Origin of the sequence: Dyella marensis (assembly GCF_900112865.1) — a bacterium.
In the GTDB taxonomy this organism is placed as follows: domain Bacteria; phylum Pseudomonadota; class Gammaproteobacteria; order Xanthomonadales; family Rhodanobacteraceae; genus Dyella_D; species Dyella_D marensis_A.
This window is the reverse complement of sequence record NZ_FONH01000006.1, coordinates 109,707-124,273: the sequence shown is the minus strand read 5'-3', so window position 1 is coordinate 124,273 and position 14,567 is coordinate 109,707. Positions and strand designations below refer to the sequence as shown.

10 protein-coding genes are annotated in these 14,567 nt (G+C 66.7%); 1 reads left to right on the top strand and 9 read right to left on the bottom strand.

From position 1 onward, the window contains the following. Window positions 1-101: 101 nt before the first annotated feature. On the bottom strand, window positions 102-1,445 hold the full coding sequence (locus BM172_RS11410; RefSeq protein WP_026633579.1) for a sigma-54-dependent transcriptional regulator: 1,344 nt from the start codon (window positions 1,443-1,445) through the stop codon (window positions 102-104). 74 nt (window positions 1,446-1,519) lie between these two features. After that, window positions 1,520-3,346 (bottom strand): DUF885 domain-containing protein, encoded by a 1,827-nt coding sequence (locus tag BM172_RS11405; RefSeq protein WP_026633580.1) that lies wholly within the window; start codon window positions 3,344-3,346, stop codon window positions 1,520-1,522. Between the two features lie 252 nt (window positions 3,347-3,598). Between BM172_RS11405 and BM172_RS11400 the strand changes: the two genes are divergently transcribed. Continuing rightward, window positions 3,599-5,479: a DUF3857 domain-containing protein gene (locus BM172_RS11400; protein ID WP_081805006.1), complete on the top strand. Its 1,881-nt coding sequence runs from the start codon at window positions 3,599-3,601 to the stop codon at window positions 5,477-5,479. A 94-nt stretch (window positions 5,480-5,573) separates the two neighbouring features. Here BM172_RS11400 and BM172_RS11395 read toward each other — a convergent pair whose 3' ends face one another. From BM172_RS11395 to BM172_RS11365, 7 genes are read right to left on the bottom strand one after another with little or no spacing between them, the layout of a single operon-like run. Next, the gene (locus BM172_RS11395; RefSeq protein WP_026633582.1) at window positions 5,574-6,788 is read right to left on the bottom strand and encodes an ABC transporter permease; all 1,215 of its coding nucleotides are present in this window, start codon (window positions 6,786-6,788) and stop codon (window positions 5,574-5,576) included. Window positions 6,789-6,795: 7 nt separating this feature from the next. After that, window positions 6,796-8,112, bottom strand: a complete 1,317-nt coding sequence (locus BM172_RS11390; RefSeq protein WP_026633583.1) for an ABC transporter permease — start codon at window positions 8,110-8,112, stop codon at window positions 6,796-6,798. 21 nt (window positions 8,113-8,133) lie between these two features. Then, on the bottom strand, window positions 8,134-9,357 hold the full coding sequence (locus BM172_RS11385; protein WP_026633584.1) for an ABC transporter permease: 1,224 nt from the start codon (window positions 9,355-9,357) through the stop codon (window positions 8,134-8,136). Between the two features lie 10 nt (window positions 9,358-9,367). Beyond that, complete coding sequence (locus BM172_RS11380) at window positions 9,368-10,675, bottom strand: ABC transporter permease (protein ID WP_026633585.1); 1,308 nt, start codon at window positions 10,673-10,675, stop codon at window positions 9,368-9,370. 41 nt (window positions 10,676-10,716) lie between these two features. Continuing rightward, a complete protein-coding gene (locus BM172_RS11375) occupies window positions 10,717-11,946 on the bottom strand; it encodes an ABC transporter permease (protein ID WP_026633586.1) in 1,230 nt (409 codons plus the stop codon). Between the two features lie 18 nt (window positions 11,947-11,964). Next, on the bottom strand, window positions 11,965-13,278 hold the full coding sequence (locus tag BM172_RS11370) for an ABC transporter permease (protein WP_026633587.1): 1,314 nt from the start codon (window positions 13,276-13,278) through the stop codon (window positions 11,965-11,967). A 43-nt stretch (window positions 13,279-13,321) separates the two neighbouring features. After that, window positions 13,322-14,560 (bottom strand): ABC transporter permease, encoded by a 1,239-nt coding sequence (locus BM172_RS11365; protein WP_035322361.1) that lies wholly within the window; start codon window positions 14,558-14,560, stop codon window positions 13,322-13,324. Between the last annotated feature and the right edge of the window lie 7 nt (window positions 14,561-14,567).

The window sequence follows — 14,567 nt, the reverse complement described above, 5'->3', positions numbered from 1 at the left end:
GGGGTGAGCCGCAGGCGAACCCCAACATCGGCACGGTCATGCACTTCGCCACGTTGGGGTTCGCCTGCGGCTCACCCCAACCTACGCCAAGCTGTGCGGGCTCAACTTGCCTGCGTCGCCAACCCGTACCGCTCCATTCGCCGATACAACGCCTGCCGCGACAAGCCCAGCGCCTGCGCAGCGCGGCTGACCACGCCATCCGCCTTGTCCAGCGCCGCCTCCACCGCCTCGCGGCTCGGCTCGTCCAGGTTGCGGTTCGCGGCCGGCGCGGTCTGCGGCAGGTTCAGCAGCTCGGGCTGCACGCGGCCGTCGGCTGCCAGCAGCGCGGCGCGCTCGATCGCGTTCTTCAACTCGCGCACATTGCCCGGCCACGGATACGACAGCAGCGCCTCGCGCGCCGCGTCGGTCAGCTCCGCGCGGCCATCGAGGAAATACTCGGCCAGCGGCAGGATGTCGTCGATGCGTTCGGCCAGCGGCGGCAGGTTCACCTCGATCACGTTGAGGCGGTAGTAAAGGTCTTCGCGAAAGCTGCCGGCGCGGATCATCGCCTTCAGGTCCGCATTGGTCGCGCTCAGCACGCGTACCTTCACCTGGCGCGTACGGCCCGACCCCAGGCGCTCGAACTGCCCGGTCTCCAGCACGCGCAGCAGCTTCACCTGGCCGGACAACGGCAGGTTGCCGATCTCGTCCAGGAACAGCGTGCCGCCGTCGGCCAGCTCGAAACGGCCCTCGCGCGCCTTGTTCGCGCCGGTGTAGGCGCCGGCCTCGGCGCCGAACAGCTCGGCTTCGATCAGCTCGCCCGGCAGCGCGCCGCAGTTGACCGCGACGAAGGCGCCGCGCTTGACCGCCGAATTGGCATGCACGATCGCCGCGATGCGCTCCTTGCCCGCGCCGTTGGGGCCGGTGATCAGCACCGGCACTTCCGATCGGGCCACCTGGCAGGCCAGTTCCAGTGTGCGGGCCATCGCCTCGGAAGAGAACACCAGGCCGGTGAGGTCGTAGCGGCGCTCCAGGTCCTCGCGGCGGCGGCGGCGCTCGTTGCGGGCCCGGTTCACCTCGCGGGTGGATTCGGACAGCTCCAGCAGGTTCTCCACCGTGGCCAGCAGCTTGGCGTCGTCCCAGGGCTTGGCGAGATAGTCGGCGGCGCCGGCCTTGACCAGCTCCACCGCGGTTTCCAGGTGGGTCCAGGCGGTCAGCAGGATCACCGGCAGGTCGGTGTGGCGCTGGCGGATCGCGCGGAACAGCGCGATGCCTTCCTCGCCCGAGGTGGTATCCGCGGTGAAGTTCATGTCCTGGATGACCACGTCGATGCGCTCGCGCTCGAGCAGCTCCAGGCCGTGCTCCGGCGTCAGCGCGGTCAGCGGACGGATTTCGTGCAGGGACAGCGCCAGCGAGAGCGCCTCCCCCACGGCGGGGTTGTCGTCGATGATCAGGACGGTACGCATGTGGCTCTTGGGCATGCCGGAACAGATGCATCCTGCCGGCAAAACGTTGTAATGACCATTGGCCTATTCAGCCGTTACGGGGCGGCAACGACGGGATGCGCCGGCGCCTTGCCGGCCTTCACGTCGGCGATCCAGGCGTCGGTGCGCGCCTCCAGCACGTCCAGCGGCAGCGCGCCGCCGCCGAGGATCCGGTCGTGGAAGGCACGGATATCGAAGCGCTCGCCGAGTTCCTTCCTGGCCCGCTCGCGCAGCTCCAGGATCTTCAGCTGGCCCATCTTGTAGCCCAGCGCCTGGCCCGGCCAGGTGATGTAGCGGTCGGTCTCGGCCTGGATATCGGGCTCGTCCTGGCTGGAATGGGCGTGGAAGAAATCGACCATCTGCTGGCGCGTCCAGTGCTTGTAGTGCACGCCGGTATCCAGCACCAGGCGATCGGCGCGCAGCAGCTCGTCGGACAGGCGGCCGTAATCGGACAGCGGATCCTTGTAGAAACCGATGTCCTTGCCCAGCCGCTCGGCGTACAGCGCCCAGCCCTCGACATAGGCGTTGTAGCCGGCCTGCTGGCGGAACGGCGGCAGGCCGGGCAGCGCCTGCGCGATCGAGATCTGCATGTGATGGCCGGGAATCGCCTCGTGGTACGCGGTCGATTCGATGGTCAGCGTGGTGCGGTCGGCATAGTCGCCGGTGTTCACGTAGACCTGGCCGGGACGCGAGCCGTCCGGCGTGCCCTGGTGGTATTCGGCGCCGGGAGCTTCCTTCTCGCGGTAGGCCTCGACCGGCATCACCTGCACCTTAGTTCTCGGCAGCAGGCCGAACAGCTTGGGCAGCTCCGGCTGCATCTGCGCGATGAAGCCGCGGTAGCGGTTGAGGATGTCCTCGCGCGAGGTCGGATTGAGCTTGGCATCGTGCTTGAGCGCCTCGCGGAAGCTGGCCAGGTCCTGGTAGCCCTGCCCCTTGGCGATCACCGTCATCTCGTCCTCGATGCGCTTCACCTCGGCCAGGCCGATCTCGTGGATGCGCTGCGGGGTCTCCCTGGTGGTGGTCATCTGCTCGACGTCGAAGCGGTAGATCGCATCGCCGTTGGCCAGCTGCCACACACCCGGCTCGCTGCGGCCGTGCGGCGCGTAATCCTTGGCGACGAACTGGCCGAGCTTGCGATAAGCCGGGCGCACCTCGTTGTCGATGGCCGCGACGATGGCATCGTGCAGCCGCTTCTGCTCGGCGGCCGGGATCGACTTGGGAAAATGCTTCAGCGGCTCGGCGAAGGAGTTCTCCTCGCCCGCCGGCCTGGCGATGCTGTCGATCTGCCCGACCACTTTCTCCAGCAGATAGCGCGGCGGCATCATGCCGTCCTTCAGGCCCTGGCGAGCCACTTCGGAGACCTGTTCCAGCACGCGCGGCACGGCGTGCAGGCGCGCGAGGTAGTCCTCGTATTGCCTGGCGCTGTCGAACGGGATCGAGCTGACGAAGCCCGGCAGTTGCAGGTGCATGCCGTTCATCTGGTCCAGCGGCATCTCGTTGAGCTTCAGGTCGTAGCTCTTCAGCGCTTCCTTGAGCTGGCGCACCATCAGCTGCTGGTTGAGCTTGTCCTCGTCGGCGAAGCCGGTGGTGTCGATCGCCTCGAAGCGCTTGAGGAATTCCGCATTGACCTTGCGCTCGGCCGCCTGGTGCGCGAGCGAGACGTCGCTCCAGCGCTCGTTGTAGCGCAGGTCGCCCAGGATGGTGGCGAACTCCGGCGAGTTCTGCAGGTTGTGCTGCCACTGCTCGGCCAGCAGCGCATTGAGCGTCTTGACCCGCGCGGCGACGCCGGCGGCCGGCGCGGCGGGGGGCGCCGCGGCCACCGGCCCGGCCACGGTGACCGAGCCGAGCAGGCTCGCGCAGATCATCCAGGACACCAACTTCATTGCCGACCTCCGGGTACTAAAGCGATCCGCGCACTGTAGCTGGCTTGAGCCTCGCTTTGCAGCCATCGCTGACGGCGCCACGCCACGATCGCGACGCCGCGCCCGGAAAATTCGAGTTCACTGCCACGGCCATGATCCATATCGTCGGCGGTCGCCTCCTGCGAGCCGACGCAGCGTTCAGACCTCATCGACCGCCGATAAACCAAACCTCCGGCCGCCCTCTTTGAGCGCCGGGAAACCAAGGATTCGCCGATGTCCGGATATACAGCCATCCTCATAGCCAAGCGCACGGCCTGCGTCGCGGCATGCCTGGTCGCATCGCCCTGCTTTGCATCATTGGAGTCTGCGAATGACGCGCTGATGGCGCTCAAATTTCAGGCCTCCTGCCGGGTCAACGCCGACCTGAGCAAAGACTGCATCGGTACAGCACGCCAAGACATCCTGACACCCGCCGGCAGGGACCGGCTCTCCCAGCTCAGCCTTCCCTCATCTGCCAACGAGACGATGTCCGTCACGGCGGCCCACGTCATCAAACGTGATGGCACACGCGTTCGGCTACCGGAAAGCCAGATCGTCCGGAGGGCCGGCTCGGGTACCGATCAAGGGATTGACAACGGCACGACCACTACATTGCTGTTCCAGGGGCTGGAGGTGGGTGGAGGCATCGAATACAGCACCAAGGAACATATCAAGGCCTTGAAAGGCGTCGCCGAATTTCATGAGTCGATGAGTTTCGAGCCCGCGCCGCAGCGCTATGACAGTCTTCATATCGAATATGCTGCGGACAGACCGATCGAATGGCGCGGCGAAAACCTGGATGCATTCGCCGTGAAGACATCGGAAGATGGGAAAAAAATCACCATCGATCTCATCAAGCCCTATTACTTCAATGTCGTGAATGAAGACGGCTTCACGGTCCGCAAGATTCCGCGCATCGAGCTGTACGCCAGCGACAAGGTGGAAGACCACTACGGGAAGCTCGTCGGCATCTATAACAAGATTCTGTCTTCGCCATTGCCTCCCCGGGCGCGCATGGAGGTCGAGAAGCTGAAGGGCAAGCCGCGCGACGAACAGGTCAAATCGCTGGTCAGGTTCGTAGGAGAGCATTATCGCTACCTGGCCGACTATCGCCTGGACAGCCGTGAATTCATCCCCCTGGATCTCGCCCAGGTCGAGCAGAACGGCTACGGCGACTGCAAGGACCTGACCATGCTGCTCACGGCGATGATCCGCCGTCTTGGCATGGACGCCGAACCAGCCTTTGTCGTGCGCGGCGACTATGCCCCCAAGCTGCTCATACCGAGCCTGCGCGCACCGAATCACGCGATCGTGCGCGCAGTCGTCGAGGGCAAGGTCTGGTGGATCGACGCGACGAGCCCGGTTTTGCTGCCTGGATATACGCCCGCGGACCTGCAGGATCGCTGGGCAATCGTGGCCGGCAATGACGGGAAACCGAGGCTGGACACCATTCCTCCGGCGGAAACCGCGATGGCGCAAAACATTTCGCAGACCACGCGATTCAACTTCGATGGAACTTCGGAAATGGACGCCAGCACATGGCTCGACGGCGAAAAACTACTGGGACTCATGAGATACGAGCACAGCAACGGCAGGAATGCTGCCGATCGCCTCATCTGCGAGGACGATCAAAAATGCAGCGTGAGCCGGCTTGCCATGGAGCAGATGAAGCCGCCATATCTGTTGCAAGTCCGTACCTCAGACCTGCCCGCTGCCCCTAAGTATGAGGGATATTACAAAGGTGAGCTCGGGAGCTTCCTCCTGCCCGCCCTGAATGCACTCAAGAACTATCGAAAAACCGGCGGCATAGGCGACTACAACACCGGCATTCCCACGAGCCGCCAGTTGTCCGGCAAGGTCAGCGGCATCAAGCTGCGGCAGCCGCTGAAGGCCTGCCATGTAAGTTCCCGCTGGTTCGATTACAACGCCGAGTTTCGCCATGAGTCGAACGATATCTCGTATACGCTTCGCGCTGTCGAGAAAGTAGCCTGGATTCCCCACGACGAACTGAGCAGCGCGGCGTTCGGAAAATTTCTGGCCGATGCCGAGGCTTGTTTCGAAGGTCTCGGGTATTCCTACACCACCGAGTTACCTGCGCAGCCGGCCGGCCATTGATTGTCGCCCAACCAGCTCGTCGCGCGCGCGGCGCAACACCGGCTGCGCGATCGCAGCAAAGAGCCTGCCTTGCGCAGGCTCTTTGCTTTTCGCCTCAGCCGGAGCGCGTCGCCACCACCGGCGGCACCGCCGCGGCGCGCAGCGCAGGGCCCAGCACGGCCAGCTGGCCGAGCGCCCACAGCGCGATGGCGCCTACCGGCAGGTAGTACAGCGGCAGGTGCGGCAGCTCGTAGAACTTCATCAGGGCCAGATTGAGCGCGAAGGCCATCACCATGCCCAGCGCGATGCCGCCGCTGACGATCAGGAAGTTCTCGGTCTGGAAGTAGCGCAGGATGTCGCCGCGCGTTGCGCCGATGGCGCGGCGGATGCCGATCTGCTTGCGCCGCTGCTGCACCCAGAAGCTGGCCAGGCCCACGATGCCCAGCGCGGTGACCAGCAGCAGGGCGACGATCACGCCGACCAGCATGAAGGCCATGATGCGATCCTGCTGGAAGAACTGATTGCGCAGGTCGCTGATGGTCTGCGAGCCTTCCTGGTCGAGCACCGCGTCGGGCGCGACCTTGGCCACCATCTCGCGCGCATCGCGCAGTACGCGGCCGATATCCGCCGGCGCGGCCTTGATCAGGTAGCTGCCGGCCATCATCGGCCCAGGCTGCGCCGGCACGAACGCCGACCAGCCCGGCGCGCTGCGCCCGGCATAGCTTGGGTAGGGCGTGACCAGGTAATCGACAATGCCGACCACCCGGTACGACCACTTGTCCACCCAGAAGGTCTTGCCCAACGGATCGGCGCCCGGCCACAGGTGATCGGAGAGCTCCCGCGCCATCAGCACCGAGGCGGAGGTGGGGAACACACCCTCGAACGGCTGGTAATCGTCCGCTTGCAGGGGCCGCCCCGCCACCACGTGCAGCCCCAGCGCTTCCAGGCTGCCCGGCCCGCCCATATAGAGCTCGACCACGCCGCCGAAATGCTTGCCTTCGGCGTCGGTCATGATGCCTACGCGGCCGCGGTGCTCGCCGAAGGGAATCGAGTTGAGCACGCTGGCCGACTGCACGCCGGAAATGGCGCGCAGGCCGGCGAGGATGCGCGCGTTGATGTCGTTGGCCTGGCTGTTCTCGAAGCCGCTGATCTGCAAGGTCGCCAGCGCGGCCTCGTCCACGCCGCTGCGCACCTGCATGGCCTGCAGGCGGTTGGCGATCAGGAAGCAGGCGTTGCACAGCACCGCGCAGGCCAGCGCGATCTCCAGTGCGATCAGCAAGGTGGCCAGACGATGTTTGCGCAGCGCCGCCAGGATGGGTTGGATTTCCATGCACACCTCAGAGCGTCTTCAATTGGAGGCCGGGTGCCACCCGGCTCGCCCGCAGCGCCGGCAGGAAACCGGCCAGCAGGCTGGTCACGATCGCCAGCACGAAGGTCAAGGCGAACATGCGCGCATCCAGGTGCACCATGTCGGCGAATGCGACCGGCTGCCTCCGCACCAGGCCCAGCCCCAGCAGGGTCAGCAGCAGGCCGCCGAGGCCGCCGACCAGGCCGATCATCCCGGCTTCGACCAGGCACTGGCAGAAGATCGCGCCGCGGCTGGCGCCGAGCGCGCGGCGCACGCCGATCTCGCCGCCGCGCCGCAGGAACTTCGCCAGCAGCAGGCCGATCGTGTTGAACAGGCAGATCGCCAGGAAGCCGAACGCCAGCCAGGTCTGCAGGCGTACGTCGCTGGGCACCACGCCCTGGAAATCCAGCCACTCCATCAGGCTGCGCAGCCGCGTGTTCTGCGGGCGCAGGATGCGCCCCTGCTGCTGCGCCGCGTAGCCATCCAGAAAGCGCTTGTATGCCGCGGCCCTGTCCGGGCTGTTCAACTGCACCCACAGGCCCAGCCACGCGCACGGCGCGTTCTGCAGATGGCCTGGCGTCGCCGGCGGCTGCGAGCAGGTGTATTGGTAGAAGTTGCCGTCGTTGAATTCCAGCGCGCTGGAGAACGGCGTGAAGATGTCCTGCGGCTTGCTGTAGAAGTCGGCGGTCTTGCCGGCCGCGAAGCGGCCACCGGCCACGGTGTAGAACTGCGGCGACGGCCGCCAGCGCCCCAGCACGCCGACGATGCGCACGTCGGTATCGCGCAAGCGCAGCGTGCGGCCGACGCTGTCGGCGCCGCCGAACAGCTTGTCGTTGAGGTCGGACGAAATCACCGCGACGCGTGCGCGCGACGCGTCGTCCTCGGCGCGCCAGGGAGCGCCATAGCGGAACGGCACGTCGAACATCGGGAAGAAATCCGCCGTGGTGGACAGCATCGACAGCATCAGCGGCGGCAGCGTGGTCTGCGGTGCGCGCAGCTTCACCGGGCTTTCCACCACGATCGCCTGGCGATCGGCCTGGCGGGCGTTCCACAGGTCGATGGTGGACTGATAGCCCTGCTTGTCCAGCGGCTCCTTGTAGTCGCCGGCGGAGAGGTTGTCGTCCACCTGTGCGTAGAACAGCTTGTCGCTGCGCCCCGGCAGCGGGTCGCCCGACAGCAGGTGCATCACCGTCAGCGTGGTCATGCTGGCGCCGATGCCCACGGCGATGGCCAGCACCATCAGCGCCGTCAGCACCATGTTGCGCCTGAGGCTGCGCAGGGCGAGATCGAGGTAGTAGCCGAACATCCGTTTTCTCCTGAAAAACGCTTACACCGAGCGCGTCGCCACCACCGGCGGCACCGCCGCCGCGCGCATCGCCGGCCCCAGCACCGCGGCCTGACCGATCAGCCACAGCGCCAGCGCGCCGACCGGAAAATAGATCGCCGGCAGGCGCGGCAATTCGTAATGCACCATCAGGAACAGGTTGATGCCGTAGGCCAGCACCATGCCGATCGCGATGCCGATGGTGGCGAGCAGGAAATTCTCGGTCTGGAAGTAGCGCAGGATGTGCCCGCGGGTGGCGCCCAGCGCGCGGCGCACACCGATCTGCCGGCGCCGCTGCGCCACCCAGAAACTGCCCAGGCCGACGATGCCCAGCGCGGTGACCACCAGCAGCGCCACGCACACGCCGATCAGCAGGCCGGTCATGGAGCGGTCGCTGTCGAAGAACTTCTGGCGCACCTCGTCCCAGGTGCGCTTCTGCCAGAAGATGCGATGCGGGTTGTTCTTCTTCAGCACCTCGATCGCGGCGGCCAGCACGCGCTCGCGCTGGCCCGGCGCGGTGCGGATCAGGTACTGGTTATCCTCCACCCGCATCGGCAGCATCATGCTGTACTGCGCCTCGGCGTCGTTCCAGATCGACGGGCGTACCAGGTTCTTCACCACGCCGACCACCTGCAACGGCACTTCCGAACCCAGCCAGATCGTCTTGCCCAGCGCCGACTGGCCCGGGAACAGGCGCTCCGCCATCGGCTGGGTGATCACCACGATGCGCGGCAATCCCTCGGTCTTGCCTTCCTTGAAGGCCTGGCCCGCCTCCTTGAGGCTGACATGGTCCTCCGGCTGCAGCAGGCGCCCGGCGACCAGCTGCACGCCCAGGGTCTGGCCGATGTTCTCGCCGTAATAGTTGGTGGCGTTGACGGTGGGCTTGTTCTGCTTGGGATCGAGCTTGATGCCGCTATTGTTCGACGAACGGCCGAAAGGTATCTGGTTCACCGAGGCCACTTCCGTCACGCCAGGGATGGCGCGCAGTGCGGCCAGGTCGGTCAGCGTGCGGGCATGCTCGTCGGGCGTCTTGCCGATGTCGGCCAGGCCGATCTGGATCAGCTCGTGCTCGGCCACGCCGCTGGGCATGTGGATGCGGTCGATGCGCTGGGTGACCAGAAACACCGCGTTGCACACGATGGCGCAGGTCAGCGCGATCTCCAGCACCACCAGCAAGGCCGTGGTCTTGTGGCGGCGCAGGGTGGACAGAATGGGACGGATGGCCATGGTGTCTCCCTTATTGGCTCTTCAGTTGCAGCGCGGGCGCGACCTGGCAGGCGCGCCAGGCGGGCAGCAGGCCTGCCGCGATGCTGGAGCCGACCGCGAGCGCGAAGGTGGCGCCGAGCATGACCAGGTCCAGCCGCGCCAGCGAGGCGTAGTCCGCCGGTTGCTGGCGCACCAGCCACAGGCCGATGAAGGCCAGCAGCAGGCCGCATACCCCGCCGGCCAGGCCGACCACGCCGGCCTCGATCAGCAGCTGCTTGAAGATCTCGCGCTTGGACGCGCCCAGCGCGCGGCGCACGCCGAGCTCGCCGGCGCGGCGCAGGAACTTGGCCAGCATCAGGCCGACGGTGTTGACCAGGCATACGATCAGGAAGCCGATCGCCAGCCAGCTCTGCAGGCGCACGTCGCTGGGCACCACTTTTTCCTGGTCCAGCCATTGCATCACGTTGCGCAGGCGCACGTTCACCGGGCGCTCGAAGCGACCCAGCGCCTTCTGCTCGCGCGAGTAGTTCTCCAGGAACGTCTTGTACGCCGCGGCGTCCGCCGGGCTCGCCAGCTCCACCCAGAACTGCATCCACACGCAGGTGGCGTTCTCCACCTGATCGCCGTCGTTGCCGCCGCCCCTGCCCCAGCAGTTGGTGCTGCCGTTGCGTGGCAGGACCAGGTCGCGCGAGGTGGAGAGCGGCAAGAACACTTCCTCCGACTCGGAGTAGTTGCCCATGTTGAGATCGTAGAAATGCGGATTCGGCCGCCAGTCATCGAGTACACCGACCACGCGGAAGGCGGTGTCCTTCAGCCGCACGATCTGGCCGCGGCTGTCCTTGCCGCCGAACAGCTTGTCGTTGAGCTTGCGCGTGATCACCGCCACGCGTGCCTTGGCGTCGTCGTCGCCGCCGCTCCAGCCCTGGCCGTACAGGAACGGCACCTCGAACATCGGGAAGAAATCCGCGGTGGTGTAGCGCGCGTCACTGAAGAACGGCTCGACGTCGGCCTGCGCCGGCTGCACCGGCACCGCGCCGCCGGTCATCAGCGCCTGGCGCTGGGCGCGCCTGGCCTTGAGCAGGTTCTGGCCGTCGATCCAGGTCACCTGCTCCGGCGGCTCCTCGCCCTCCCGGTAGCCGTCCATGTCCTGCGGGTCGAGCTGCGGATAGAACAGCCGCGCGCTCTTGGCCGGGATCGGGTCGCCCGACAGCACGTGCAGCACGGTCAGCGTGGTCATGCAGGCGCCGATGCCCAGCGCGATGGCCACCACCATCAGTCCGGTGAGCACCTTGTTGCGCCGGAGGCTGCGCAGCGCGAGCTCCAGGTAATACGTGAACATGCCCTCTCCCCTCTTTTGTCCCTGATGAGCGATGCGCGCGGTCACACCGAGCGCGTCGCCTCCACCGGCGATACCTTCGACGCGCGGATCGCTGGCGCCAGCACCGCCCCTTGACCCAGCAGCAACAGCATCAGCACGCCCGCCAGCACGTAGAACAGCGACAGCCGGTGCATCTCGAAGCGCGTGACCAGCCAGAGATTCATGGCGATCGCCAGCACCGCGCCGGCGACGGCGCCGCCCACGCTGATCAACAGGTTCTCGGTCATGAAATAGCTGAGGATGTCGCCGCGCGTGGCGCCCAGCGCGCGGCGCACGCCGATCTGCCGGCGCCGCTGGCCCACCCAGAAGCTGGTCAGGCCGACGATGCCCGCGGCGGTGATCGCCAGCAGCACCAGGCTGATGACGCCCATCAGCACGGCCATGCCGCGGTCGCTTTCGTAGGCCATCGAGCGCACCTCGGCGAAGCTGAGGATGCCCTCCTTGTCGTCCCACACCCGTCGCGGGTTGTCCGCGAACAACGCCTTGCGCGCGGCGATCATGGCCGGCTCCAGCTGGCCGGGCTGGGTGCGCACGATGTAGAAGGCGCCTTCCGCGATCGCCATGCGGCGCGGCACGATCACCGATCGATACGCGAAGTTCGACGCCCAGCGCGCGACGCTCTGCGCCTGCAGCAGGTCCACCACGCCGACGATGGTGGCCGGGCCGCCGACCAGGTACACCGTTTTGCCCAGGGCGCTGCCGCCGGGAAACAGTTTCTCGGCCAGCGCCCGCGTGACCATGATCACCGGCGGCGCCAGGCGGTCGCGCATGCTCATGGGCTGGATCTCGTCGGCGCGGAAATTGCGGCCGCCGACCAGCTTCAGGTCCAGCGTGTCGAGGAAGTGCTCGTCGGCGAAATAGATCGTCGCGTCGGAGCTGTCCTCGATCTGTTCGGCGCTCAGCCGCACGCCATCGTCCCAGCCGCCGCCGCGCAGCGGATACGAGTTGCTGGTGGTGACATCTTTCACGCCGGGCACGCGACGCAGCACGTCCAGGTCGCTGCGCAGCTTCGCATCCGCCTGGGCGCTGCTGGTCTGGCCGATCCATTCGTTCTGGATCACGAAGATGTTCGGCTCGTCGATGCCGGTGGGCTCCGACAGATGCGCCACGCGCTGTTGGATGATGAACAGGGCGTTGCATACGATCGCCAGGGTCAGCGCGATCTGCATGGCGATCAGGATGGTGCCGGCCTTGTGCTGGCGCAGCGCGGCGAGAATGGGCTTGATTTCCATGGCCTTGATCTCCTCGCCTCAGTTGGACTTGAGCTGCCAGGCGGGCTGCACCTGCGCCGCCCGCCAGGTCGGATAGAACGCCGCCAGCACCGTCGCGGCGATCGCCACCAGCAGGGCCAGCGACACCAGCGACAGGTCCAGCCGTGCCAGGTGCGCGATCTCCGGCTCGAACACCAGGCCCACGCCGAGCATGCCGACGCCGGTCAGCACCACGCCCAGCAGGCCGCCGGCCAGGCCGACCATGCCCGCCTCGGCGAGGAACTGGCGGTAGATGTCCGCGCGCGATGCGCCCAGCGCGCGGCGCACGCCGATCTCCGATGCGCGGCGCATGAACTTCGCCAGCAGCAGGCCGATGGTGTTGACCAGGCAGATCACGAAGAAGCCCACCGCCACCACCAGCGCGATGCGGCTTTCCGGCGGCACCGCGTGCTTGTATTCGAGCCAGCCGGGCACATCGCGCAGACGGACGTTCGGCGCCCAGTTGAAGCGGCCGGCGCGGCGCTGGTCATCCGCATAGGAGGCCAGGAACTGCCGGTAGCGCTCCACCTCGGTCGCGCTGCTCAGCTCGACCCAGGGACTGATCCACACGCACTGGCCGCGCAGCCAGCTTTCGCGGTCGTCGCCGCGCTTGCCGCCACCGCCGCAGTTGTTGTTGCCCGCCGTCTCGATCTTCAGATCCATCGCGCGGTTGAACGGGATGTAGACCTGCGAGGGCTCGGAGTAGGCGTGGCCGCTGAACATGTCGAAGAAGCGCGGCTTCGGATCCCAGGTCTCGGTGACGCCGACGACGCGGTACTGCTGGTCGTCCAGCACGATCTCCTTGCCCACGCTGTTGGCGCCGCCGAACAGTTTCTGGTTGAGGCTGCGGCTGATCACGATGACCGGGGCGTGCGCGTCGTCGTCCGCGGCGCTCCAGCCGGAACCGTACTGGAACGGCACGTCGAACATCGGGAAGAAATCGCCGGTCGCCGCATAGCCCGGCACCTTGAATGGCGCCTTCCGCGCGTCCTCCGGCAGCACCGACAGGCGCACCGCGAACAGCACGGTCTGGCGCCTGGCCTGGTGCGCCTTCATCAAGGCGACGGCGTCGGTGTAGTTCAGCGCGTCCGGCGGCTCGCCGCCGTTGTTGTACTGCGGCCCGCGGTTGTCGATCTGCGGCACGAACAGCTGCGAGGACTTCTGCGGGATCGGATCGCCCGACACCGCGCGGAACACCGCGTAGGTAATCATCGACGCCGCCACGCCGAAGCCGATCGCCATCACCATCAGCGCGGTCAGCACCGGGTTCTTGCGCAGGCTGCGCGCGCCGAGCCGCAGGTTGTGGACAAACATTCCGCTCATGATTCTCTCTGGTTGGAAGGGGATCGCCGCACGCTCACACCGAGCGCGTGGCTTCCACCGGAGGCACTTTCGCCGCGCGCATGGCCGGCGCCAGCACCGCCGCCTGGCCGAGCAGGAGCAGCGCCACCACGCCGACCACCACGTAGACGATCGACAGGCGGGCCATCTCGAACTGCGAGACCATCCACAGGTTCATGCCGATCGCCAGGCCCACGCCGATCACCACGCCGGCCACGCCGATCATCAGGTTCTCGGTAAGGAAATAGCTGAGGATGTCGCGCTTGGTCGCGCCCAGCGCGCGGCGCACGCCGATCTGCTTGCGGCGCTGGCCGACCCAGAAGCTGGTCAGGCCGACGATGCCGGCAGCGGTAATGGCCAGCAGGATCACGCAGATCACGCCCATCAGGATGGCCATGCCGCGGTCGTTCTTGTAGGCGTCGCCGCGCACTTGCTCATAGGTGCGCACCGCGCGGTCGCCGGAGATCACGCGCATGCGGCTGGTCTTGAGCAGAGCCGCCGGCGCGCTATTGACCACGTCGGCCAGCTGGCCCGGTTTGGCGCGGATCAGGTAGATCGTGTAGTTGCTGGTCAGCTGCACCGGCAACAGCATGGCGTTGTCGTTGAAGTTGTCCGACCAGGTGCCGTTCCACGGCACCTGCAGCCGCGCGACGATGCCGATGATAGTGCTCGGCGGGATGTCCTTGCCGCCCAGGTACAGCTGCTTGCCCAGCGCGTCGCCCTTCGGATACAGCTTGTCGGCCAGCGCCTTGGTGACGATCACCTGCGCGGTGGACTTGATGTCCTTCGGGTCGGCGGTGATCACCTCGTCCGCGGTGAAGTTGCGGCCGGCGATGAGCTGGGCGCCGTATACGGCCAGCGCATGGTCGTCGACGAAGTACAGCGTGGTCTGCGCGGTCGACTTGCCTTCGTTCTTCGGCACCAGGTTGACGCCGGTCGACCAGCCGCCGCCGCGCAGCGGGAACGAGTTGGTGGCGAAGGCGTCCTGCACGCCGGGTGTCTGGCGCAGCGCCTGCACGTCGGCCTTGATCAGCGGGGCGGTGTCCTTGCCGTCCACCGAGACCCAGCGGTTCTGGATCGCCAGCACGTTGTTCTCGTCCATGCCGGTGGGCCGCGACAGGCGGTCCACGCGCTGCTGGATGATGAACAGCGCGTTGCACACGATCGCCAGGGTCAGCGCGATCTGCATCGCGATCAGGATAGTGCCGGCCTTGTGGCGCTTGAGGGCGGCGAGAATGGGCTTGATCTGCAGCATGGTCGTC